The sequence below is a fragment of the Serratia proteamaculans genome (genome assembly GCF_013337185.1).
GTDB lineage: Bacteria > Pseudomonadota > Gammaproteobacteria > Enterobacterales > Enterobacteriaceae > Serratia > Serratia proteamaculans_D.
On sequence record NZ_SWDE01000001.1, the window covers coordinates 561,336 to 584,802 of the forward strand.

Consider the following 23,467-nt stretch of genomic DNA (forward strand, 5'->3'; position numbering starts at 1 on the left):
CTTAACTTGCTAACGAATCAAATGGTACAATATGATTATTCCGTCGTTTGATCCTCGCTTTGCAACTCCGTTTTGATCGGGAGGACGCATGATCGTGGTCATCGAGGTAAACATGAAGAAAAACATTATCTTGGAGTCTGTCAGCCATGCCTGAATCAACTACCCGTCCGGGTATAAAACTTAAACTATGGTGTTGTTTATTGGGGATAATCCTTACCGCAGTCGGCTTATTCTTTGCCATTGCCGGTGGCAAACTGGTCTCGTTGGGGGGCAGCAGCTACTTCCTGATTGCCGGTATCGTCACCCTGCTTTGTGCGGTGCAATTCTTCCGCCGTAAATCTTCAGCGGTGCTGTTGTTCCTGCTGGTGTTTATCGGCACGCTGATTTGGTCGGTGTACGATGCCGGTTTCGATTTCTGGCCACTGGTTTCACGGTTAATGGTCCCTGCCGGTTTGATGCTGCTGGCCTTGCTTGGCTGGCCGACACTGCGTAAATCGGAAGGCAAGGCACCACTGGCGAAGCTGTCCTACCTGCTCAGCGCGGTACTGGCGGTGGGCATGGTTGGCACCTTTGTGCAGATGTTCCAACCACACCCTACCGTCGCTTTCAGCGGAAAACCCTTGCCGTTGATCCCGGTGGATAAAGCCAAACAGCAAAAAGACTGGGACAACTACGGCAACACCCCAGGCGGCAGCCGCTTCGTGGCGCTGGACCAAATTACCCGCGACAATGTGAAAGAACTGAAAGTCGCCTGGACCTTCCACACTGGCGATACTCCGCTAAGCCCGGATGGCAACGGTGCAGAAGATCAACAAACGCCGCTGCAAATTGGTAACCGCGTCTTCCTGTGTACGCCACATAACAATGTCATCGCCGTCGATGCCGACAGCGGTAAAGAGATTTGGAAGCGTGAGATCAACGCGAAATCTCAGGTCTGGAACCGTTGTCGCGGCCTGGCCTACTTTGATGTCACCAAGCCAATACCGGCACCGACGGTGCCGGGTTCAACCCCTGCCATACCCGCTGCTTTGGCGGCCGGTGACAGTTGCCAGCGCCGTATTCTGATGAACACCATCGATGCACGCCTGGTGGCGATCAACGCCGATAACGGTGAATTCTGCCAGAACTTTGGCAACCAGGGCGTGGTCGATCTGAAAGCCGGTCTGGGTGACGCGTCAGATCCCAAATACCAACTGACCTCTGCCCCTACGCTGGCCGGTACCACCATCGTGGTCGGCGGCCGCGTAGCCGACAACGTGCAAACCGATATGCCTGGCGGCGTACTGCGTGGTTTCGACGTGATCACCGGTGAAATGCGCTGGGCGTTCGATCCGGGCAATCAAGATCCGAATTCGGCCTTGAAACCAGGGCAGACCTTCGTGCGCAGTACGCCGAACTCCTGGGCGCCGATGTCCTACGATCCGGCAATGAATACCGTGTTCCTGCCAATGGGCAGCTCTTCGGTTGACCTGTGGGGCGCTAACCGCAACGCACTGGATCACAAATACGGTGCCTCTATCCTGGCGCTGGACGCCACCACCGGTAAAGAAAAATGGGTTTATCAAACCGTTCATAACGACCTGTGGGACTTCGATCTGCCCATGCAGCCGAGCCTGATCGATTTCCCAATGAAGGATGGCACCAGCAAACCGGCGCTGGTGATTGGTGCCAAAACCGGCCAGCTCTTCGTGTTGGATCGCCATACCGGTAAACCTTTGACCGAAGTTAAAGAGCTGCCGGTGAAAACCCGCACCATCCCTGGCGAGCAATACTCGGCCACTCAGCCGTTTTCTGTCGGCATGCCGCAGATTGGCAATCAGAAACTCACCGAATCCGACATGTGGGGGGCAACGCCGTTCGATCAACTGATGTGTCGCATCAGCTTTAAATCGATGCGTTATGACGGGCTGTTCACCGCCCCAGACACCGATATCTCGCTCAGCTTCCCCGGTTCGCTGGGTGGCATGAACTGGGGTGGTCTGTCGACCGATCCTAACAACCACTATATCTTTGCCAATGATATGCGTCTGGGCCTGTGGGTACAGATGATCCCGCAGAAAACCGATGCAAATGCGCCAGCCAGCAACGGCGGTGAGTCGGTCAACGCCGGGATGGGTGCCGTGCCGCTGAAAGGAACCCCTTACGGCGTGAACAAGAACCGCTTTATGTCACCGCTGGGCATTCCCTGCCAGAAACCGCCTTTCGGCACCCTGTCCGCTATCGATCTGAAAACGCAGAAGGTAGTGTGGCAAGTCCCGGCCGGTACGGTGCAGGATACCGGGCCATTCGGCATCAAAATGCGCGCACCAATGCCGGTGGGCATGCCAACGCTGGGCGGCACGCTAGCCACTCAGGGCGGCCTGGTGTTCATCGCCGGCACTCAGGATTACTACCTGCGGGCATTTGACTCTTCCACCGGTGAAGAAGTCTGGAAAGCACGCTTGCCTGTCGGCAGCGGCGGCACGCCAATGAGCTACGTTTCACCGGTCACTGGTAAACAGTACATTGTGATCTCCGCCGGTGGCGCACGCCAGTCGCCAGATCGTGGTGACTACGTTATTGCCTATGCGCTTGATAAATAAATTCACCCATAAGCTATAATTACACCAGCCCCCGCTTAATCACGGGGGCTTTTTTATATCTGCCGATATAACGGTTTAATAATATTTAACAGTGAAAACAGCGGGAGAAAATTGGATGAGTTAAAAAACATAAATACGAGAGTATTCCTAATGTGTTGCCCGGGATTATATCTCATCCTCTCTGGTGGTTTTTTATTGCACAGGCCAGGCTACATGATGATTTCCGCTGGCAAAAAATATTTTTGGCGTGAATGCCGAGCGGTTTTCAGAGGAAATGACAAATGAGTGTTTTACCCGAGCGCAGTGATGACAATCATCCTGTTGATATGGCTAATGAAATATTTGACGGCTTGCCGAATCTCATTGGCGTAGGTAATAGCCTCGGGGGACATTTCAATAGGTTATGGTGTGAATATACCGGCCTTGCTTCATTTGATAACCAGGGCGCCTGCTGGTTGAAAGCCCTGCATCCGGATGACTACGCGCACATCGATTCGTTGTGGCAACGGTCGATAACCGCCATCACCTCGTTCATTTATCAGGCCCGTCTGCGCCATTACAGCGGTGAATATCGTTGGTTTTTACTGTCGTTCGGCGTAAAAAAAGCCCCGGATTCCGCACAATTCCGTTGGTTTCTCAGCTGCACCGACATCCATCAGCAAATGCTGGAAAAACAAATCATTGCCGAGACGTTGGCGGCGCAAAAAAATATGCTTGATGCCAGCGTCGACTGTATCAAAGTGATTAATAATGACGGTTCATTACTGCATATGAACAAAGCGGGTAGCATCGCTTTGGGCGTAGATGTGAACCGGCAACAGTTTGGCATGCCCTGGTTGGGTTTGCTGCAGCCGGAAGTTCGCCAGCGAGGCCAAAAAGCGCTACGCAAAGTTTTAAGCGGGAAAAATGCCAGATTCGCCGGCCTTAGCGCCACCCCGGATGGCAGATTGCAGCATTGGGATAATATCCTCACTCCGGTGATCGACAAGAACTCCCGGATACAAAATATATTGTGCGTTTCGCGCGATGTCACCTCTCAACGGATAGCTGAAAAACGCTTGCTGATCGCCAGTGAATATGACGAACTGACCGGTCTGCCCAACCGGCGGTTATTCAAGAAAAGATTAAAACAGGAAATGAAACGCTCGCTGGCCAATAATAAATCCCTTGGGCTGATTTTGCTGGATCTCGACCACTTTAAGCTGGTGAACGATACCCTGGGACACGATGCCGGCGATCATCTGTTGCGTGTATTGGCCCGGCGGCTCAAGGCTGATTTAAACCCCAACTCATTTGTCTCCCGACTGGGTGGCGATGAGTTTGCGGTGGTGATCAGCGACGTAGAAAACGAGCAGGATATTTTCAAAATCGCCAATAACTTTCTGCTGCAGCTTGAAACACCGGTCACCCATGGCGGTAAAGCACTTCATTGTGGCATGAGTATTGGCGGAGCCCTCTACCCGCAGGATGCTCGCGACGCGTCAGAATTGATGAAATGTGCCGATACCGCCCTGTACGAACTCAAGGACGGCGGCCGTGGCGGCGTTTATATGTTTAATCCGCAGATGATGGATAAAGCCAGGGAACGTGCGACACAGCTTAATCACGCCCGTCAGATTGTGCGTAACAACCAGATCCGCCCCAGCTATCAGCCCAAGGTCAACCTGACAACCGGCACCCTCGTGGGCTTTGAGGCCCTGCTGCGCTGGTATTGCCCGCAAAACGGCATCCAGATGCCGGATAGCGTCTGCGAAGCGTTTAACGACTACGAATTGGCAACCAAAATTGGTGAAACCATACAGATGAAGGTGTTTGCCGATATCTCGGCCTGGCTTGCCTCTGGCGTAGAAGTTTTGCCCGTGTCGCTGAACGCTTCCCCTATCGAGTTTTTACGCGATAGCTACGCCGAAACATTCCTGCAGCGCTTGCAGATGTTTAACATCCCTCACCATCTGATTGAGCTGGAAGTGACCGAACACGCCTTCAATAAGCACGGTTCGAAATATGTGCTGCGGGCTTTGCAGATGCTCAAGGAAATGGGGATCCGAATTGCGCTCGATGATTTTGGTACCGGGCACTCTTCCTTAACCCACCTGATGAACTACCCACTGGACTGCATAAAACTCGATCGCGACTTTATCCGCCGCATGAACCACGAAGCAGCTATTTTGGGCATTGTGGAAAGCATGGGCATTCTGGGGAAAAAGTTGTCCATCGATATCATTGCCGAAGGGATTGAAACCGAACAGCAGCGGCAAACGCTGTGCAATTCCGGATATCATTTGGGCCAGGGTTTTCTGTTTAGCCAGGCCGTAGAGGCGCCCCACGCGCTCAGCATGTTGTTAAAGAGCCCTTCCTCCAAAATAACCGCTTGACCTTCCCGTGGTGGGAAGCTTTAAGCTTTCCGCCAACAGACATCATAAAGGGATTGTTCAATGACTTCCGTTTCTCTCAAACCCGCCGCCAACCCGGCGATGCCCAAGGTCGCCCGCCTGAGCCTGCCGGTCGACGGCATGACCTGCGCCTCGTGCGTTGGCCGTGTCGAACGCGCGCTGAAGGCCGTACCCGGCGTGGATAGCGCTTCGGTCAATTTGGCTACCGAACGCGCCGACCTCACCTTCACCGGCAATGCTGACTCGCAGGCGGCGGTTCGCGCTATTGAGAATGCCGGATATAACGTGCGTGAAGAGACCACCGAGCTGGCAATCGAGGAAATGACCTGCGCGTCCTGCGTCGGCCGGGTAGAAAAAGCCCTGAACCAAATACCCGGCGTGCTTGAGGCCAATGTCAATCTGGCTACCGAGCGTGCGCGGGTGCGTCACCTTGCCGGTGTCGTCTCTATAACTGACCTTGAGGCCGCCGTTGAAAAAGCCGGCTACCAGCCACGGCGCCTGTCCACCGCCACCGTCAGCACAGAGGATCAGGATACCGAGCGACGTGAGCATGAGGCCCGTGGGCTACGGCGCTCGTTGCTGATTGCTGCCATCCTCACCTTGCCGGTGTTTATTCTCGATATGGGGTCGCACCTGATCCCCGCCATGCATCACTGGGTGCTGGGCGTGCTGGGTGAACAAACCAGCTGGTATCTGCAATTTGTTCTCACCACCCTGGTGCTGTTTGGGCCGGGGCTGCGTTTCTTCCGCAAGGGGATCCCGGCGCTACTGCGCGGCGCTCCCGATATGAACTCGCTGGTGTCGGTCGGCACGGTGGCGGCGTACGGCTATTCGGTGGTGACGACTTTCATTCCCGAGGTGCTGCCACAGGGCACCGCCAACGTCTATTACGAAGCCGCTGCGGTCATCGTCACCCTGATCCTGCTTGGCCGAACGTTAGAGGCTCGCGCCAAGGGGCGGACCTCGCAGGCCATCAAGCGGCTGGTCGGCCTGCAGGCCAAGACTGCCCGCGTCGAGCGCAATGGCGAAACCGTCGAAATCCCGCTCGATCAGGTGACCCTCGGTGACACCGTGCTGGTTCGTCCGGGCGAAAAGGTGCCGGTTGACGGCGAAGTCGTCGAAGGAACCTCTTACGTAGACGAGAGCATGATCACCGGCGAACCGGTGCCGGTACAAAAAGGTGTGGGTGCCGATGTTGTTGGTGGCACCATTAACAAAACCGGGGCTTTCAGTTTACGCGTCACCAAAATCGGTGCCAATACGGTGCTTGCGCAAATCATTCGTCTGGTCGAAGAGGCTCAGGGCTCCAAACTGCCGATCCAGGCGCTGGTTGACAAGGTCACCATGTGGTTCGTGCCGGCAGTAATGGCCGCCGCCGCGCTGACCTTCCTGGTTTGGCTGGTGTTTGGCCCCTCCCCGGCACTGACCTTTGCGCTGATTAATGCGGTGGCGGTGCTGATTATTGCCTGTCCTTGCGCCATGGGATTGGCTACACCAACCTCCATCATGGTCGGGACCGGCCGCGCCGCCGAGCTTGGCGTGTTGTTCCGCAAGGGTGAAGCCTTGCAGGCACTGCGCGACGTCAGCGTTATTGCCCTCGACAAAACGGGCACCCTGACCAAAGGTCGCCCTGAACTGACTGACCTGGTGCCCGCCGAAGGCTTTGAATACGATGAGGTTCTGGCTCTGGTGGCGGCAGTGGAAACTCGCTCCGAACACCCGATTGCCGAAGCAATTGTGGCGGCGGCCCGGCAGCGGAACATGGCGCTCGCCGCGATAGAAAGCTTTGAGGCCACTCCGGGCTTCGGCGTCTCTGCCAGCGTCGCCGGACGCACCATCGCCGTCGGTGCAGACCGCTTTATGACCCAGCTCGGCCTTGACGTAAGCAGCTTCCAGCAGTCCGCTCAGCGTCTGGGTGAACAGGGTAAAAGCCCGCTTTATGCGGCCATCGACGGCCGTCTGGCGGCGGTGATCGCGGTCGCTGACCCAATCAAGGAAAGTACGCCAGAAGCCATCAAGGCGCTGCATGCGCTTGGCCTTAAGGTGGCGATGATCACCGGCGACAACGCGGCTACCGCTGCGGCGATCGCCAAACAGCTGGGAATTGATGAAGTCGCCGCCGAGGTTCTGCCCGACGGCAAGGTTGCGGCGCTGAAGAAATTCCGCAGCGGCGGTGCCCGGGTGGCCTTTGTGGGCGATGGTATCAACGATGCCCCGGCACTCGCCGAAGCCGACGTTGGCCTGGCCATCGGCACCGGAACCGATGTGGCCATTGAGGCCGCTGACGTGGTGCTGATGTCGGGCGACCTGCGCGGCGTCCCCAATGCCATTGCACTCAGCCAGGCGACCATCCGTAACATCAAGCAGAATCTGTTCTGGGCCTTCGCCTACAACGGGGTGCTGATCCCGGTCGCGGCCGGTGTGCTCTACCCGCTGAACGGCACATTGCTTTCACCGATCTTCGCCGCGGCGGCCATGGCGCTCTCCAGCGTCTTCGTTCTCGGCAACGCACTGCGGCTCAGAGGCTTTCAGGCCCCGATGGCAGTTGAAGAAAAGATAAGCGCTGACACTCAGTAATCCCCCCTAACCGACCGCCCGGCAATACTGCCGGCGGTCGGTTTTTTTCTTGTCGCGCAAGTCGTTACTTTTGCTGGAACCACCAGGGATCAAACTGGGCGGGATGGTTAAAACCATTGACGATCTGACCGGCGAGCTCTTCGGAATTGGCCGCATTAAACATCAACTCCATCACATGCGGTGACGGCGGCAATAACATGCTGTTGGTCCAATTAACTACGTGACGGGCATAATCCCAGTAATGCTCAAAAGTCTGCACCATCCAATTTTCATCAAAAGCCGCATCGCCGCGGGCCAGGATCTGTTGCAGATAAAGATGCGCGCATTTGGCTGCACTGTTGGAACCCTGACCGGTGATCGGATCGTTTAACACCAGCGCATCCGCCATACCCAATACCCGACGACCGGAGGGTAACGTCAACACAGGTTCGCGTACGCAGGGTGTAAAACGACCGGCCATAAAACCCTGCGCATCGGTAAGTTCAATATCGCTACAGCGATCTGCTTCCCAGGGGAGCCAGCGTTGAAGGATATTCAGGCTGTTTTGCAGATGTTGCCCCGCGGTGTTCACGTTCTCCCAGCAGTCCATCGGGCCACCGGGAATACCTTCAAACACCATGATGTCGCAGACACCACTGAGGGTATAGGCAGGGAAAGTAAAGTACTCCCCCACACCGGGGATCAGGTTGAAGTTGATCTGATCCCCGCTTTCCATCGGGCGCATGCCATGAATATAGGTCAGCGCCAGCGCCCGCTGTGGCCGGTCGAATCGACTGCGCTGGGTATTGACCGAGAACTGACTGATAATGTCACCTTTGCCCGCCGCCAATAGCACTAAGTCATGGCTGGCAGATAGCCGTTCCAATTCACTGACGCCGGCCTCGGCGATGATCAGTTTGCCGCCGAGACGTTCAAACTCCTCCATCCATCCGGCCATTTTAAGCCGTTGATCAACGGATTGGGCGTACTGGTCCAACCCGCCTCGCCAATTTAAGATCGGTTGTTCTGCCTGTTGCGGATCGGCCAGCGTCAGGCTAATACCTTCGATGCAGGGAGCATCTGCCTCCCAAAAGTTGAGCTGTTTTTCACGTTCAGTCTCCAGCGCATCGTGAAACATGCACTGGCTGGACATAACTCTGCCGCCGCGCAGGCTTTTCGCGTCGCGGTTAGTCAGCAGCGTAACCGGGTAGTCGGCGGCCAACAGGCTCAACGCCAGCTGCAGACCGGACTGCCCGGCCCCCACAATGGCAATAGTTCTCATGATGCTTTCTCTTTTCCAGTTAAAGGTAACTCTTCCGTCCCTGCACCACGGGGCGGACACAAAGTGACTTTTCTAAAATTACTTAGCCAATTTTGTTCGTTCACAGCTTTGGCGGCATAAAGGATAGTGAGTCGACCGCCCCAACCACCTAATAATGCAGGTAATAATAATGATGTATAGCGCAAAACTCACCGCAGCGGCGGCACTCCTTAGTCTTTCTGCCCTGGCCCATGCCGCACCGGGCATAGACCTGGTCGCCAACGAAACGCCGATCCATACGCAAAAAAGCCCTGAAGCGGCGGCCAGGATCCCGGCCGGATTTAAATTTGTCGAGCCGGGCACGCTGACCGTGGCCGTGTCGATACTGGGCAGTGGCCCGCCGTTTGGGCTCTACGCCCGTGATAATAAAACGGTGATTGGCAGTGAGTCGGATATTGCCCGCCTGGTGGCCGATGGCCTGGGGCTGAAACTCAAGCTGGTACCGACTTCGTGGGAGGACTGGCCGCTGGGTGTCACTTCCGGCAAATACGACGCGGCGATTTATAACATTACCGTTACCCGGGAGCGTAAGACCAAATTCGACTTCGCCACTTATCGCCAGGATACGCTGGGGTTCTACGTCAAGAGCGGCAGTAAAATCACTTCGATAAAATCGGCACCGGATATTGCCGGCAAGAAGATTATCGTCGACTCCGGCACCAATCAGGAAGCCGTGTTGCTGGCCTGGGATAAAGAGAATCAGGCCAAAGGGCTGCCTGCCCTACAACCGATCTATGTGACCGACAAGGCGGCCGCCACGCTGGCCATTCAGTCCGGCCGGGCTGACGCCACCTTTGGGCCGAACGTCTCCGGTGCTTATCAGGCAAAACTCAACGGGAAAACCACCTTGGTCGGCATCGTGCCGGGCGGCTGGCCACGCAGCGCCAACATTGCCGTTACGGTGAAAAAAGGCAATGGTCTGGTGGATGCGGTGCAGGCTTCGCTCAATAGTGCTATCGCCAATGGCAGCTATCTGAAGGTGTTGGATCGTTGGGCGGAAAGCGACGAGAAAATCGAACATTCTGAAATTAATCCACAGGGACTGGGCGACAACTGACCTTCCGGGCAAGGCCCTGAAATGGGCCTTGGCTATTGAGCTGTCATTCTACCGCCCGCCCCCGGTTTTTCTCCATCTTGCGATAAAGCGTGCTGCGTGAAACACCCAGCCGTTTCGCCGCCAGGCTGATATTGCCATTAGCGTGACGGATAGCGTCCAGCATCTCCTGCGGTGCGGCACAGGAGTCAGGAGCGGTCGCTACAACACCGAACTGTTCGGGCAGTGCGTCAGGCGTAATCAGCTCGCCATCATCCGCCAGGGCCAACAGCACCTTCAGCGTGCTCAACAACTGCCGAACGTTGCCGGGCCACGGATAGCGAGCCAGCACCGCGACGGTCTCCGGTGCCAGCCGGATACTCCGAGACTCGGCACCCAGCTCACGCCACAGATTAAGGATAAAACCATCGACGTGCGCTCGCTGACGAAGCGGTAAAATGCGCAGGTTAAACTCCTGGATCCGATACATCAAATCCTCTCGGAACGCCCCCGCCGCCACCTGCTGCGCCAAATCCTGATGGGTGGCGCAGATCAACGAAAAGTCGACGGCATAGCTGATACGACTGCCGAGCGGCGTGACCGTTTTTTCCTGCAGCACCCGCAGCAGCCGGGTCTGTAAACTCAGTGGCATATCGCCGATTTCATCCAGGAACAATACGCCGCCATCGGCCTCTCTGATCTTGCCAAGGTAACCTTTTGGGTTGGCACCGGTAAAAGCGCCGGGCGCATAGCCAAAAAGCTCGGATTCGATCAGGTTCTCGGGCAAGGCAGCACAGTTGATCGCCACGAAATTGCCCTGCCGCCGGTGACTTTCCTCAAACAATCGTTGGCTAAAGTACTCCTTGCCGCAGCCGGTTTCCCCGCTAATGCACAGCGCCAACCCGGCATTCAAAATACGTAATGCTTTTTGTCTGTCGGCGCCGTCACGATCAACGGGAGACAGCAGCGGCCGCATCGACTGCGAATGCCGTTTCGGCATCTGCAACTGCGAATAATAATGGCGATTATTAACTGCCAGCGTTTGACGTGGCGCGTTAAGCGTCTGGCGCTGCATTTCCGGGAACAGGGAGGCGAAATTCAGAGTGCCAAAGCAGGCGGCGGTAAGATTAAACTCCTGCATTGCCAGTCGGTTGGCGGCGGTGAGGATCTCATCACGAAACACCAGTAGCAGCTCATGGGCGCTGCCGAGCACCCGCGCATCACTGTGCAGGCGCAGCGTCCAGTGTTGAGCGGTGACACACCCCATTACCCACTGATGCTCTATGTGCCTGACAGCTTGCAAAATCAGGGATCGTGCGTTATCAAAAGGGCGTTGCGCCGGCGTAGAAATGTCCAGCACCCCGGCAATCAGGCCGTCGGGCCGGTAAATTGGCGCTGCTGCGCAGTAAAGCCCGGTGTTTTGATTAAGAAAATGCTCGTCGCCATTGACCTCGCACAGAGCACCGAGCGCCAGCGCGGTACCTATTGCGTTAGTGCCACGTTCCTGCTCACCCCATAAATTGCCCGGTGCCAACGAGATACGCGAAGCCTTACGCAAAAAATGGCTATTGCCGCAGGTTTCCAGCACCAGCCCCCTGGCATCAGAGATCACCACTATTGAGGGTTGTCGGTTAATTTCGCCGCCCAGACGCTCGATCAGCGGCTGCGCCAATTGTGCCACCCAGCCATTTTGCCCACGCACTTCATTGAGCAAAGTCGGTCGGATAAAAGGAACCAAATCGTCGGCCCGGTTAAGGCCATAACCTTGGCAGCGTAGCCAGGATTCTGACAGTGGGCTGGATGCAGACAGGTTATCGCTCTCAGAAGCAAACCCGGCTTGGGTGGTCTGGTCTTTATGCAACATCCCCAACTCCCGCCAATAAAGTGTTGCATTTTTGTATCATAGATGTGTCTCACGCGTTGCGACATGGGACACAAAAAATAATAGAAATGAATAGTCAGCCCTCGGTTTTATTGCTGCTGAAAGAGTTTTTGATTACTCAATGCACTGATATTAATCATTTTTTATTTTTACACCTCTGCCATCGCCGCAATGTGGCACAGGCAATGCTTAGGGTTAGGGTGATGGCGTCACTCAGTCAGGCGTCAACCCTACACAGTCTGTTCCCATAAGAGGTGTTTACATGAAATACGTTCATCCCGGTTTACCTGGCTCGCTGGTTTCATTCAAGCAACGTTATGGCAATTACATTGGCGGTAAATTTGTCGAACCCGTTTCAGGCAACTATTTCACCGACACCTCCCCGATGACCGGCCAGACGGTGGCCGAGTTCCCACGCTCCGACGCGAAAGACATCGAGCTGGCATTGGATGCCGCCCATGCCGCGGCCGAAACCTGGGGCAAGGCCAGCGTGCAGGAGCGCTCCAACGTGTTACTGGCTATCGCTGACCGTATGGAGTCAAAGCTGGAGTTACTGGCGCTGACCGAAAGCTGGGACAACGGGAAGCCGATCCGCGAAACGCTGAACGCGGATATCCCACTGGCGATTGACCACTTCCGCTACTTTGCCGGTTGCCTGCGTGCACAGGAAGGCACCGCCGCAGAGATCGACCAAAACACCGTCGCCTACCATATTTACGAACCGCTGGGCGTGGTTGGGCAGATTATCCCCTGGAACTTCCCGCTGCTGATGGCGGCCTGGAAACTGGCTCCGGCGCTGGCAGCCGGTAACTGCGTGGTGCTCAAACCGGCAGAACAGACTCCGCTCAGCATCTGTGTGTTACTGGAAATGATTGGTGACCTGTTGCCACCTGGGGTACTCAATGTGGTGCAGGGCTTTGGTAAAGAAGCCGGTGAGGCACTGGCGACCAGCAAACGCATTGATAAAATTGCCTTTACCGGTTCCACCCCGGTAGGCCGACATATCCTCGCCTGTGCAGCGGAAAATATCATTCCCAGCACCGTCGAGCTGGGTGGCAAGTCACCGAATATCTTCTTTGAAGACATCATGCAGGCCGAACCGGAGTTTATCGACAAGGCGGTTGAAGGCCTGATCCTCGGTTTCTTTAACCAGGGAGAAGTCTGTACCTGCCCTTCACGCGCCCTGATCCAGGAATCTATCTACCCACAATTTATGGAAAAAGTGTTGGCGCGCATCACCACCATTCGCCAGGGCGACCCCTTTGATACCGACACCATGATTGGCGCGCAGGCCTCCCAGCAGCAGTTCGACAAGATCCTGTCTTATATCGAGATCGCCAAGAATGAAGGCGGGAAAATTATCGCCGGCGGCGAGCGTGCCAGCCATGAGCAGACGTTGCAGAGCGGTTTCTATCTCCAGCCCACGCTGATCACCGGTAATAACAGCATGCGTTTCTTCCGCGAAGAAATCTTCGGGCCAGTGATTGGCGTCACCACCTTCAAAGACGAGGCTGAAGCGCTGGCATTGGCCAACGACAGTGAGTTCGGGCTGGGTGCCGGTCTGTGGACCCGCGACGTCAACCGCGCTTACCGCATGGGCCGCGCCATCAAGGCCGGACGCGTGTGGACCAACTGTTACCACCTCTACCCGGCGCATGCCGCCTTCGGCGGTTATAAAAACTCCGGCGTCGGCCGCGAAACCCACAAGGTGGCGCTGTCGCATTATCAGCAGGTGAAAAACCTGTTGGTCAGCTACGATGCCAAACCGCTTGGACTGTTCTGATTTGGTGGTCTTCAGATTGCTGACAAACCCGCGAAAGGGCTAAATCGGTAGGGGTCGAACATGTTCGACCCGATGTAACCCATTGATTATGCAAATGGGCGCAGCATGCAGCGCCCCTACCATTGAACAACAGAGCTCTTGACCAACGGCCTCAAGGCCACCTATAGATGGCTTTATTTTTTGGCGGGATTAAGAGTTGGTCAGATCGATAACCATACGGCCACGGATGGTGCCTGACTTCATCTCTTCAAAGATGGCGTTGATATCCTCCAGCGGTCTTTTGGTCACTTTCGGTGTCACTTTGCCCTCGGCGGCAAACTGGAAGGCTTCTTTCAGATCTTCCCGAGTCCCCACCAACGACCCCACCACCTGAATCCCATCCAATACCAAACGCGGAATACTCAGATCCATACTCTCTGGCGGCAGGCCCACGGCCACCACCTTGCCCCCGGCGCGAACCGCATTCACCGCAGAGTTAAAGGCCGAGCGTGCTACCGCAGTGACCACGGCGGCATGAGCGCCCCCGACTTTCTGCTGGATAATTTCTTCGGCGTTCTCGGTTTTGGAATTGATAACCAGATCCGCACCAATTTCTTTGGCAAAATCCAGCTGGCCCTGATTAACGTCAATGGCGATCACTTTGGCGTTGAACACGTTCTTGGCATACTGCAGCGCCAGGTTGCCCAACCCGCCCAGGCCATAAATCGCGATCCACTGCCCCGGTTTGATATCGGAAATTTTCACCGCTTTATAGGTAGTAACCCCGGCGCAGGTGATGCTGCTGGCGGCAAAAGGATCCAGGCCATCAGGCACCTTGACCGCATAGTCCGCCACCACGATGCACTCTTCGGCCATGCCGCCATCCACACTGAAACCGGCGTTTTTGACCGAGCGGCACAGGGTTTCGTTACCGTTGACGCAGTATTCACAGTGGCCACAGCCCTGATAGAACCAGGCGACGCTGGTGCGGTCTCCGACTTTTAACGAGGTCACCCCCTCGCCGACGGCAGTAACTACGCCGACCCCTTCATGGCCCAGGGTGATGCCGGGAACCTCGCCAAAATCGCCATTCTTAACGTGAAGATCGGTATGACAAACTCCACAACACTCCATCTTGAGCGCCGCTTCGCCATATTTCAGTGGGCGAAGCTGCTTTTCCTGAATATCTACGCTGTGGTTTTTGGTGACTACGGCAGCTTTCATAGGATGTCTCTCCTCAGGTGAGTTGAAGTACAGTTGTTAATGTAGTTGCTGTACCCTCTGAGGGCAAGAAGCCGGTGTTTTGTTTAAAAACAGACAGTTAATAATTATTTCTTGCGAAAGAGTTAAACAGGGTTCTTCAGCCGGAATAATGATTAGCGCTTGGTTTTAGTGATTTTTGTCGCCTTGGCGGGGTTACCGGCAACGAATTCCAGGGTGGGCGAGTAGTAAAACGGCAACCAGGCGTGGAAACTGCTTTCCCACTCCCATTTGACCGGGCAAGGCCACAGGATATCTTCATGCAGAATGTAGTAGACCCAACGTCCATGCGGGCGACGGGGTTTGGCTGTGCGCATAGACCCTGACTTCTTTGGCACAGGTAGCCGTTGTTCCATTTGAAATTCTCTTTGTCATCAGGGGCTACGGAGTGGCAAAGGTCAAATTTAACATGGACGGCGGTCGGCAAGCCATCTTTCCCGCAGGGACATTCGTCCGCTACGACATACAACTGTCATTAATTATTCATACCAGATAAATACGCGCCAGCTAGGGTGGGCAGAACACGCCAATTCAAGAAGCACCATGAGCTATTTATCACTTTGTAACATCAAGAAAACCTGGGGCGATAAATCCGCCCTGGATGACGTCAGTTTTGACGTAAAAGAAGGTGATTTTGTTGCGCTGCTGGGACCTTCCGGCTGCGGTAAGTCTACCCTGCTACGCACCCTGGCCGGGCTGGAGTCCGCTGACAGCGGCACGATTGAGATCCAGCAACGTGACGTGACCGCCCTGCCGCCATCGCAGCGTAAATTATCGATGGTATTCCAGTCTTACGCGTTATTCCCCCACCTCAGCGTGCGTGAAAACCTGTTGTTTGGCCTGCGAGCCAGAGGTGAAGACAAGCAACACTTTGCCTCCCGGTTAGCCGATATCAGCAAGCTGATGGAACTGGAGCCGCTGTTGGATCGCTTGCCGTCGCAGCTTTCCGGCGGGCAGCAACAGCGTGTGGCGCTGGGCCGTGCGGTGATCGCCCAGAACAAACTGTGCCTGATGGATGAACCCTTATCCAACCTGGACGCCAAGCTGCGCCAAAGCATGCGTCGGGAAATCCGTGCGCTACAGCGTAAGCTGGGGTTGACCATGCTGTATGTCACCCATGATCAAACCGAAGCCATGAGCATGGCGGACAAAATCATTCTGCTGAACGATGGCCGCATTGAGCAGCACGACACCCCAGACAACTTATATAACAACCCTGCCAGCATTTTTGCCGCGCAATTTATCGGAGCGCCACCGATGAACATCATCCCGTTAACGCGCAAAAGTGATGGGTTTCATATTGGTAACGCCCCGCTGCCGGTCGTCTTTGGCAGCCAGGAAATGGCGTTGAGTCTGGGGATCCGCGCCGAAGAGATTAGCCTGTGTGCTCCGGGCAGCGGCAATCTTACCTGCCAGGTGCTCAGCTATGAATATATGGGTGCCGATACCCTCGTCGTTTGTCATCTGCCGGCGGTTCAGGGGCAAATCACGGTCAAAACTCCCGGCATGCAACACTTTACCGAAGGCAGCCTGGTCGGTCTGCAATGGGCCGGCCACGCGCAGTACCTGTTTTCCTCCAGTGGTGAGCGTTGTCACGCCATGGAGCAGGCTTTTCAGCCAGTGACTCATCAATACGCCGTTCAATAATCAAAAAAACATCATTTTATTTCAGGGGAATACCATGTCCGTCTCGATCCGTTTATCCAGGTTAAGCGCTGTTGCCCTGTTGCTGGCCGGTGTGACTCTTTCTGCCCAGGCGGCGGATGCCGTAAAACTGCAAATGTACTATCCGATCGCGGTCGGCGGCAAAATCAGCCATACCGTTGAAGGCCTGGTGGCAGATTTCGAAAAATTGCACCCGGATATCAGTATTCAGCCGGTCTATACCGGTGACTATGCCACCACGGTGACCAAGGCATTAACCGCGTTCCGTGGCGGCAACGCCCCGCAAATCGCCGTCATTGGCGATATCGAGGCCTATTCGCTGATCGACGCCGGGGCTATTTTACCGGTCAGCGATCTGGCCAACGATCAGGCAGGCAAGGCCTGGATCGACGGCTTCTATCCGGCATTTATTCGCAAAATCCAGGGTAAGGTCTGGGGCATTCCGTTCCAGCGTTCTACCGTGGTGCTGTACTGGAATAAACAGGCGTTCCAGCAAGCCGGGCTTGATGGCGAGACCCCACCGGCCAACTGGCAGCAGGTGGTCGATTTTGGCCAGAAACTGGTCGTTCGCAACGGCAACGAAGTTAAACAATGGGGGATTGAGATCCCTTCCACCCCGATTGGCTATTGGACTTTCCAGGGCATTGCCGCCACCAATGGCAGCCATTTGGATAACGGCAAGGGTACGGCGGTGACCTTCAACACCCCGGCCAACGTTGAGGCGTTAACCTGGCTGACCGATTTGGCGCAGAAATATCAAGTCTCTCCAAAAGGTGCCATTACCTGGAGCACCACGCCGCAGGACTTTATCGACGGCAAAACCGCCATGATGGTGACCACCACCGGCAACCTGACCACGGTGCGTGAAAACGCCAGGTTCCCGTTTGGCGTCGCCATGCTGCCGGAGAAAACCCAACGCGGCAGCCCGACCGGCGGTGGCAACCTGTACCTGTTCAAAGGCACCAGCCCGGCTCAACAACAAGCCGCCGTGACCTTTATGCGCTGGCTCTCTGCGCCGGAACAAGCCGCCCGCTGGAGCATCGCCACCGGCTATGTGGCCACCTCACCGGCCGCCTGGGAAACCGCAACCATGAAAGAATATGCCGTCAAAGTGCCGCAGGCGACCGTGGCGCGTGAACAGTTGAAATATTCGCAACCCGAGCTTTCAACCTATAACAGCGTGCAAATTCAGGAGTTGCTCAATCGCGCGGTGGAAGCCGCAGTGACACAGGGCAAAACTCCGGCGCAGGCGCTGGAAAGTGCACAAAAACAGGCCGACCGCCTGCTGCAACGCTACCAATAACCGGAGCCGGCATGACCCAAGCACATTCTGCCGCACCCGCCGCTGCCCATAAGCGCTTTTCTTTGCAGCTTTATGGTTATCTGCTGGTCCTGCCGGCGTTGGTTTTTCTGATCACCTTTACCCATTACCCGGCTTTGGCCACGGTGTGGGAAAGCCTGTTCAGCGCGGCGCACAATAACCGACCGGCCCAATTCGTTGGGCTGGAAAACTACCGTGCCCTGCTGGATGACGAAACCTTCATGCTGGCGCTGCGTAATAACCTGTTATATGCGGCCGTCACCATTCCCCTGGCAGTAGGATTGGCACTGCTGATGGCGCTGGCGGTAAACCGGCGCATGCGCGGTACGGCTTTTGCCCGCGCCGCCTTCTTCATTCCTTCGCTGCTGCCGATGGTGGCCATCGCCAATCTGTGGCTGTTTTTTTATACCCCACAGGTAGGGTTGCTGAATCAGTTGCTGGCCATGTTTTCGCTGCCTGCGGTCAACTGGCTGGGGGATCCCCAATCCGCGCTGTATTGCCTGATGGCGGTGTCGGTATGGCGTGAGGCCGGTTTCTTTATGATCTTTTATCTGGCGGCCCTACAGCAGATTGATCCCAAACTGGGCGAAGCTGCCGAGATAGAGGGGGCCTCGCGCAGCTACTTCTTTCGCCGTATCCAGTGGCCGCTGCTGATGCCGACCACGCTATTTATTCTGATCAATGCTTCGATGAATGCTTTCCGCATTGTCGATCAGGTGATTGCCATGACCAACGGCGGGCCGGACAACAGCACCAGTCTGCTGCTGTTCTACATCTACCGCACAGCATTCAGCTATTGGGATTTGCCCTACGCCTCGGCGATGACCGTGGTGCTGTTGGTCATTTTAGCCAGTATCGCGTTAATCAAATTCAATCTGCTGGATAAGCGAGCCCACTACCAATGAGCCTTTCCATCACTTCCTCGCCGCCGCGCAGTATTTCCCTGCGCCGCCTTTGTTGGTGGCTGCTTACCTGGGGGGCCGCAATCTTGTGGGTCTTCCCAATCCTGGTCGCTACCTGGGTGGCCATTCATCCCGCTGCCGATCAGGGCGGTTTTTCATTGTTTTCGCCGTTAACTGCCCAGAACTTTATCAATGCCTGGCATGCCGCGCCTTTCGGCCGTTATTTCCTCAACACCATCATGCTGGTGCTGCTGATTGTGTTCTGCCAACTGATATTGGCCACCATGGCCGCCTACGCTCTGGTGCGATTCAGGCTTAAGGGGGCGGGCATACTGTTTGCTTTGGTGCTGCTGCAGTTGATGATCAGCCCCGATGTGTTGATCCTGAATAACTACCAGACCATTGGCGCGCTGGGGCTACGCGATACGCTACTGGGGATCGCCCTGCCTTACTTTGCCTCGGCATTTGCCATTTTCCTGCTGCGCCAGACCTTCAAAAGCATCCCGCTGGTGCTGGAGGAAGCGGCGATTGTCGAAGGCGCCAGCCGGTTTTACATCCTGCGCCGCATCTATATCCCGCTGGCAAAACCGGTGTATATCGCTTTTGCGCTGGTATCAATCAGTTTCCACTGGAATGATTTTCTCTGGCCGTTGGTGATCACCGACTCGGTTAACGTGCGGCCACTGACCGTCGGACTGCAGCTATTTTCAGCGCCAGAGCAAGGTGTGCAATGGGCGTTGATCGGTGCCGCGACGCTGATGACTTCCCTACCTTTGCTGGTGCTGTTTCTGGTGTTTCAGCGTCAGTTCGTCCAATCCTTTATGCGCGCCGGCATTCGCTAGCGCTGAGCGGGTAACCCATGACTTCAAATCTCACCGCAGCACAATCTCTGGCCCTGGGCCAGGTCAGTTCGCTTTACCAGCACCCAGCACTTTCCGGGCAATCACAACCGCCAGGGACCCTTCGCTTTGGGCTAATTGCCGATCCGCAATATGCTGATGCCGATCCCAATCTGGAATATAACCGTTACTACCGTAACAGCCTGAGTAAGCTGAGCCAGGCGATTACCGAACTGAATGATTTGCCGCTGGCCTTTGTTGCCACGCTCGGGGATTTGGTTGACGATAACTGGAGCAGTTACGCCGAGTTATTGCCGGTATACGGGCAGTTGCTTCATCCCCATGCGGTGGTGTTGGGCAACCATGACGCCGACGTCATTTCCCGTCACCTGGCGGCTCAGTCTCCTGCGCTGGCGCTGCCCAAGCACTATTATCAATTCAGCCTGAACGGCTACCGTTTTATCGTGATTGACGGTAACGATCTGAGTCTGTATTGCAATCAGGCTAACGGTGATGAGCGCGCGCAGGCACAGCAACTGCTGGCCCGCATCCGTGCCGAGCATCAACCACAAGCACAAAGCTGGAACGGCGCCGTTGGCGATGAACAGCTGCGCTGGCTGGAATGCAGCCTGGCGGATGCGCAAAGCAAAGGCGAAACCGTTGTGGTGTTCGGTCACTATCCGCTGGCACCGGCCAATGAACACAACCTGTGGAACTGCGATGCGCTGGTGGCCCTGCTGTGCCGCTATCAGGTACGCGCCTACTTTGCCGGTCACTATCATTTGGGGGATTATGTGCGGGTGGAAAACACCGACTTTATCACCCTAAAGGGCATGGTCGATGGTGACGATCTGCTGCCGTTCGCTATGGTTGAACTGGCAGGCGAAACACTTTCGGTCACCGGCTATGGCCCGGAAATCAGCCGGGTGCTGGTGCGATAAACACCAGCCAGGGCCCCCCTATAACACGGCGAGTAGCCTGCCGTGTTATAGGGCATTTATAGCGAACCAAATTCCATACTCACCGGTTCGATCAGGTCCAAAAATGCCTCGCAGGCAGTTTGCCCTTGCCAGGACGCACAGATGGCTTCCGCATGCTGTTGATCATCGGCAAATGCAAGATCGACAAACACTCCGTTGCCCAAACTGACCAGATGCTGACTCTTCCACCCCTGCTGAAGAGAAAGATGGGTTCCCACCATCAGGTTATAGGCGCTGCGCATTTCGCTCTCATCAACACCAGGCTTCAGCCGAAACCGCCCTATTTCAATGCCACATCCTGTTCCCATTCGCGCGGCTTGAGCCAAGGGGGCCGTATAATGCCCCATGTTTACCAAACTTTTGACGGAAGACCTAAAACTGGAGAATTCAGGTTGGCTCTCGACGGCTTTTGCAGCAGCCAGCGCGTCCTTATGGCTATTCCACATAACCAGATCGACACGCTCAGTTGGGCTATCCATGCCTGAAAATGCAACCCAATCTATAAATCCTGGGAAATGCTTCAGCATATTTTGTGCAATAGCTCTTGCTGAATCAGCTTGCTGCGGGTCTTTTACCTTGTAGGTGACTATCTCGTAACATGGGGTGGTCATGTAAACTCCGTTATCATCTTGATATGAAGTCTTAATCGTATGACACTACCCTGACAGTTTTTGTCAGGGTAGTGTCACCTCAAACTATGAAAACTATTCGGTTATTCGCGTTACTCGATAATCTCCGTTGTCGCGTACATCCTGTCTCAGCAGAAGTTTTGGCCCAGGCTTTGAATGTCTCGGTGAGAACAATATACAGAGACATGGCAACGCTTCAGGCCATCGGGGCCCCCATTCGTGGTGAGTCTGGCTTGGGTTACTTGCTTGAAAAAGGCCATTTTCTCCCGCCGCTGAGTTTTGACCCCGATGAATTGGACGCGATTATGCTGGGAATGAGGCTGATTGCGGCTCGCAGTGATGATGCGCTCTCTGCTGCCGCGAACCGGGTTTCGGCCAAAATCAGCGCGGTGATTGATGTCAAAAAGACAGATATCTACAAAAGGCTCCCTCTCAGGGCCGTATCTCGGCAAACAGAAGAAAGCGCAAAGGCCAATAAACATCTGGCTTTCCTGCGCCTTGCGATAAGACAACGTCTCCAACTGAATATGACTTATCTGGATCTTAAAGGGGCAAAGAGTCACCGAATCGCCCGCCCCCTTGGTTTGACAATTTTTGATGCGGTGTGGTTGCTGACGATATGGTGCGAAACCCGTTCAGATTTTCGTAATCTGAGGGTCGATAACATCATCTCTGCCGCGGGTACCGGCCTGCATTTCAGACCTGAGAGTGGCAAATTGTTTGAAGATTACCTCAAGACACTTTAGAACCACTTGAGGCACATCAGGACGCCAGCCCGCCGCCGCCTGCGTAGGGGGTTTTACCGGCAATCTTCATCACCTCGGTCCCAAAGGTGACAAAAGGCGTCTGGCGGCTGGCATAAATCAGTCCACCCGCTTTAGCGCGCACCGCTTTTACCGTATCGGTGATCGGGTCAACAATTTCAGCTACCGCCTCATCCGCTTCCACCCACTCCCCCGGCTGGCGTAGCAACAACAGAATGCCGCTGGCGGGTGCGGTAACAATCTCCCCGGCAGCAAACGGCAACATGGCGACCTCAAGCTGCGGTATCACCGGGGAAGCACCGGCAACGGCACCGCGGTGCTGTAAGTATCGATAGAGTCGCTCGGCATCGCCGCTGGCCAACGGGTGGCTGATATCGCGCTGGCCGCGTAACTCCAGCGTGACCGCCATACAACCCGGAGTCATCCCATCAAGGGCGGAATGCTCTGCTGCCAGCCGATGCCAAGGCAGGCCGCAGGCTTCATCAAAGGAGCCACCACCGCTGTCTTGCGAAAGCAGCACCGCACCCATGTCCATAAAGCGGGCCAATGTTTCCGCCTGTTCGCTCCAGGCCGGATCGGCGTACATGTGCAGGATCGCGCGGTCGTCGCAGTGTAGATCCAGCACCACGTCCGCGTCACAGGCCAACAGCAACAGTTGCCTGCGCAGCGCCGTGACTTCGCTGGTGTCTGGCACCGCCTGTAAAACATGGCGCATAGCGGTGCGTACCTGCTGATGCATAGGCTCTGCGGTACTGAAATCCTGCTGCTGCAACAAGCGGGCTAAATCAGGAAAGTCACGGTTAAAATTGCGGCCACTGACCAGATCGAAGCGCCCTATACCTGCGTTGAGCAGCACCTGCGCCAGTCCTGGTGGGTTGGCTACCGGGACAAGAATTATTTCACTTTGCAGTTCACCACGCCGTTCCGCCTGGCTGAGCAATCTTTTAAGATAGTGCAGCACCAGCATGCCGGGCAGTTCATCGGCATGCAGACCGGCCTGCAGGTAAATTTTTTCGCCTTTACCCGGCTGGCCGAAATGAAAACTGGTGAATTGGCGCTGCCCACCCAGGGCATGTTCAGGTAACTTATGCTGTTTACTTTTCATTGGACGCCCTATCTGTGGAAAAGAAAGCCCGGCTTGATCGCATCGACAAAAAAATCCTTGAAATACTGTGCCGGGATGGCCGCATTTCGTATCAAAAACTGTCCGAACAGGTCAATCTGACCGCCCGCCCTTGCCTTGAACGGGTTCGTGGGCTGGAGCGCGACGGAATTATTCGTGGCTACAGCGCCATTATCGAATTGCCGGAGCCGGAACATGCGTTTGTGATCCAGGCGCAGATCGCGTTGGCCGACCACGGCCACTCCCAACCGGCGTTCGAGCAGGAAATGCGTAATACCCCAGAGGTATTGGACTGCTGGCTGGTCAGCGGCAACTTCGATTTTCTGGTGCGTATCGGCTGCCGCAGCATGGAAAACTATCGGCTGCTGGCCGATACCTGGCTGACCAGCAAAAAGTTTCGGGTGGATAAAATCGTCACCCTGACCGAGCTGCAGTCGATCAAACGATCCTGAACG

18 protein-coding genes are annotated in these 23,467 nt (G+C 55.6%); 12 read left to right on the forward strand and 6 right to left on the reverse strand.

The window, feature by feature from the left end:
• The first annotated feature begins 146 nt into the window (after nt 1-146).
• The 3 genes from FCL49_RS02630 (at nt 147) to FCL49_RS02640 (ending at nt 7,552) form a co-directional block, all read left to right on the forward strand.
• Nucleotides 147-2,582, forward strand: coding sequence for a glucose/quinate/shikimate family membrane-bound PQQ-dependent dehydrogenase (locus FCL49_RS02630; protein WP_174352309.1), 2,436 nt, complete (start codon nt 147-149; stop codon nt 2,580-2,582).
• A gap of 281 nt (nt 2,583-2,863) precedes the next feature.
• The gene (locus tag FCL49_RS02635; protein ID WP_174352310.1) at nt 2,864-4,957 is read left to right on the forward strand and encodes a bifunctional diguanylate cyclase/phosphodiesterase; all 2,094 of its coding nucleotides are present in this window, start codon (nt 2,864-2,866) and stop codon (nt 4,955-4,957) included.
• A gap of 60 nt (nt 4,958-5,017) precedes the next feature.
• The gene (locus FCL49_RS02640) at nt 5,018-7,552 is read left to right on the forward strand and encodes a heavy metal translocating P-type ATPase (RefSeq protein ID WP_174352311.1); all 2,535 of its coding nucleotides are present in this window, start codon (nt 5,018-5,020) and stop codon (nt 7,550-7,552) included.
• Nucleotides 7,553-7,616: 64 nt separating this feature from the next.
• On the opposite strand, the gene FCL49_RS02645 is transcribed toward FCL49_RS02640, so the two are convergent.
• Nucleotides 7,617-8,813 carry a styrene monooxygenase/indole monooxygenase family protein gene (locus tag FCL49_RS02645; RefSeq protein ID WP_174352312.1) on the reverse strand — a complete coding sequence of 399 codons (1,197 nt, stop codon included), beginning with the start codon at nt 8,811-8,813 and terminating at the stop codon, nt 7,617-7,619.
• Nucleotides 8,814-8,982: 169 nt separating this feature from the next.
• Between FCL49_RS02645 and FCL49_RS02650 the strand changes: the two genes are divergently transcribed.
• Complete coding sequence (locus FCL49_RS02650; protein ID WP_174352313.1) at nt 8,983-9,909, forward strand: ABC transporter substrate-binding protein; 927 nt, start codon at nt 8,983-8,985, stop codon at nt 9,907-9,909.
• A gap of 43 nt (nt 9,910-9,952) precedes the next feature.
• Here FCL49_RS02650 and FCL49_RS02655 read toward each other — a convergent pair whose 3' ends face one another.
• Nucleotides 9,953-11,749, reverse strand: coding sequence for a sigma-54-dependent Fis family transcriptional regulator (locus FCL49_RS02655; RefSeq protein ID WP_174352314.1), 1,797 nt, complete (start codon nt 11,747-11,749; stop codon nt 9,953-9,955).
• A 280-nt stretch (nt 11,750-12,029) separates the two neighbouring features.
• Between FCL49_RS02655 and exaC the strand changes: the two genes are divergently transcribed.
• The gene (gene exaC / locus FCL49_RS02660; protein WP_174352315.1) at nt 12,030-13,550 is read left to right on the forward strand and encodes an acetaldehyde dehydrogenase ExaC; all 1,521 of its coding nucleotides are present in this window, start codon (nt 12,030-12,032) and stop codon (nt 13,548-13,550) included.
• 189 nt (nt 13,551-13,739) lie between these two features.
• Here the strand turns inward: exaC and adhP are convergent, their stop codons facing one another.
• Together adhP and FCL49_RS02670 are read right to left on the reverse strand one after the other, a co-directional pair.
• On the reverse strand, nt 13,740-14,753 hold the full coding sequence (adhP, locus tag FCL49_RS02665) for an alcohol dehydrogenase AdhP (RefSeq protein ID WP_174352316.1): 1,014 nt from the start codon (nt 14,751-14,753) through the stop codon (nt 13,740-13,742).
• A gap of 152 nt (nt 14,754-14,905) precedes the next feature.
• Entirely contained in the window at nt 14,906-15,106 is a 201-nt protein-coding gene (locus FCL49_RS02670; RefSeq protein WP_153860444.1) for a hypothetical protein, read from the reverse strand.
• Nucleotides 15,107-15,332: 226 nt separating this feature from the next.
• Between FCL49_RS02670 and FCL49_RS02675 the strand changes: the two genes are divergently transcribed.
• The 5 genes from FCL49_RS02675 to FCL49_RS02695 are packed head-to-tail and all read left to right on the forward strand — an operon-like array spanning nt 15,333 to nt 20,457.
• Nucleotides 15,333-16,436: an ABC transporter ATP-binding protein gene (locus tag FCL49_RS02675; RefSeq protein ID WP_174352317.1), complete on the forward strand. Its 1,104-nt coding sequence runs from the start codon at nt 15,333-15,335 to the stop codon at nt 16,434-16,436.
• Nucleotides 16,437-16,470: 34 nt separating this feature from the next.
• Nucleotides 16,471-17,757, forward strand: coding sequence for an ABC transporter substrate-binding protein (locus FCL49_RS02680; protein ID WP_174352318.1), 1,287 nt, complete (start codon nt 16,471-16,473; stop codon nt 17,755-17,757).
• Between the two features lie 11 nt (nt 17,758-17,768).
• Nucleotides 17,769-18,680: a carbohydrate ABC transporter permease gene (locus tag FCL49_RS02685; protein WP_174352319.1), complete on the forward strand. Its 912-nt coding sequence runs from the start codon at nt 17,769-17,771 to the stop codon at nt 18,678-18,680.
• On the forward strand, nt 18,677-19,519 hold the full coding sequence (locus tag FCL49_RS02690; RefSeq protein WP_174352320.1) for a carbohydrate ABC transporter permease: 843 nt from the start codon (nt 18,677-18,679) through the stop codon (nt 19,517-19,519). The genes FCL49_RS02685 and FCL49_RS02690 overlap by 4 nt, the downstream gene beginning before the upstream one ends.
• Before the next feature lie 17 nt (nt 19,520-19,536).
• Entirely contained in the window at nt 19,537-20,457 is a 921-nt protein-coding gene (locus FCL49_RS02695; protein WP_174352321.1) for a metallophosphoesterase, read from the forward strand.
• Between the two features lie 56 nt (nt 20,458-20,513).
• On the opposite strand, the gene FCL49_RS02700 is transcribed toward FCL49_RS02695, so the two are convergent.
• Nucleotides 20,514-21,107, reverse strand: coding sequence for a hypothetical protein (locus FCL49_RS02700; RefSeq protein ID WP_135316534.1), 594 nt, complete (start codon nt 21,105-21,107; stop codon nt 20,514-20,516).
• Between the two features lie 86 nt (nt 21,108-21,193).
• Between FCL49_RS02700 and FCL49_RS02705 the strand changes: the two genes are divergently transcribed.
• The gene (locus FCL49_RS02705) at nt 21,194-21,871 is read left to right on the forward strand and encodes a helix-turn-helix transcriptional regulator (protein WP_174352322.1); all 678 of its coding nucleotides are present in this window, start codon (nt 21,194-21,196) and stop codon (nt 21,869-21,871) included.
• A gap of 16 nt (nt 21,872-21,887) precedes the next feature.
• On the opposite strand, the gene FCL49_RS02710 is transcribed toward FCL49_RS02705, so the two are convergent.
• A complete protein-coding gene (locus FCL49_RS02710; RefSeq protein WP_174352323.1) occupies nt 21,888-22,994 on the reverse strand; it encodes a succinylglutamate desuccinylase/aspartoacylase family protein in 1,107 nt (368 codons plus the stop codon).
• A gap of 14 nt (nt 22,995-23,008) precedes the next feature.
• Here FCL49_RS02710 and FCL49_RS02715 point away from each other — a divergent pair, with 14 nt between their 5' ends.
• Nucleotides 23,009-23,464: an Lrp/AsnC family transcriptional regulator gene (locus tag FCL49_RS02715; protein ID WP_085116755.1), complete on the forward strand. Its 456-nt coding sequence runs from the start codon at nt 23,009-23,011 to the stop codon at nt 23,462-23,464.
• Nucleotides 23,465-23,467 lie beyond the last annotated feature (3 nt).

Excerpts from the sequence above, each read along its gene's own strand:
- FCL49_RS02695 (WP_174352321.1), top strand. The coding sequence starts at position 19,537 with ATGACTTCAAATCTCACCGCAGCACAATCTCTGGCCCTGGGCCAGGTC.
- adhP (WP_174352316.1), bottom strand. The coding sequence starts at position 14,753 with ATGAAAGCTGCCGTAGTCACCAAAAACCACAGCGTAGATATTCAGGAA.
- FCL49_RS02635 (WP_174352310.1), top strand. The coding sequence starts at position 2,864 with ATGAGTGTTTTACCCGAGCGCAGTGATGACAATCATCCTGTTGATATG.
- FCL49_RS02685 (WP_174352319.1), top strand. The coding sequence starts at position 17,769 with ATGACCCAAGCACATTCTGCCGCACCCGCCGCTGCCCATAAGCGCTTT.
- exaC (WP_174352315.1), top strand. The coding sequence starts at position 12,030 with ATGAAATACGTTCATCCCGGTTTACCTGGCTCGCTGGTTTCATTCAAG.
- FCL49_RS02650 (WP_174352313.1), top strand. The coding sequence starts at position 8,983 with ATGATGTATAGCGCAAAACTCACCGCAGCGGCGGCACTCCTTAGTCTT.
- FCL49_RS02640 (WP_174352311.1), top strand. The coding sequence starts at position 5,018 with ATGACTTCCGTTTCTCTCAAACCCGCCGCCAACCCGGCGATGCCCAAG.
- FCL49_RS02690 (WP_174352320.1), top strand. The coding sequence starts at position 18,677 with ATGAGCCTTTCCATCACTTCCTCGCCGCCGCGCAGTATTTCCCTGCGC.
- FCL49_RS02645 (WP_174352312.1), bottom strand. The coding sequence starts at position 8,813 with ATGAGAACTATTGCCATTGTGGGGGCCGGGCAGTCCGGTCTGCAGCTG.
- FCL49_RS02700 (WP_135316534.1), bottom strand. The coding sequence starts at position 21,107 with ATGACCACCCCATGTTACGAGATAGTCACCTACAAGGTAAAAGACCCG.
- FCL49_RS02630 (WP_174352309.1), top strand. The coding sequence starts at position 147 with ATGCCTGAATCAACTACCCGTCCGGGTATAAAACTTAAACTATGGTGT.
- FCL49_RS02675 (WP_174352317.1), top strand. The coding sequence starts at position 15,333 with ATGAGCTATTTATCACTTTGTAACATCAAGAAAACCTGGGGCGATAAA.
- FCL49_RS02670 (WP_153860444.1), bottom strand. The coding sequence starts at position 15,106 with ATGCGCACAGCCAAACCCCGTCGCCCGCATGGACGTTGGGTCTACTAC.
- FCL49_RS02655 (WP_174352314.1), bottom strand. The coding sequence starts at position 11,749 with ATGTTGCATAAAGACCAGACCACCCAAGCCGGGTTTGCTTCTGAGAGC.
- FCL49_RS02680 (WP_174352318.1), top strand. The coding sequence starts at position 16,471 with ATGTCCGTCTCGATCCGTTTATCCAGGTTAAGCGCTGTTGCCCTGTTG.
- FCL49_RS02705 (WP_174352322.1), top strand. The coding sequence starts at position 21,194 with ATGAAAACTATTCGGTTATTCGCGTTACTCGATAATCTCCGTTGTCGC.
- FCL49_RS02710 (WP_174352323.1), bottom strand. The coding sequence starts at position 22,994 with ATGAAAAGTAAACAGCATAAGTTACCTGAACATGCCCTGGGTGGGCAG.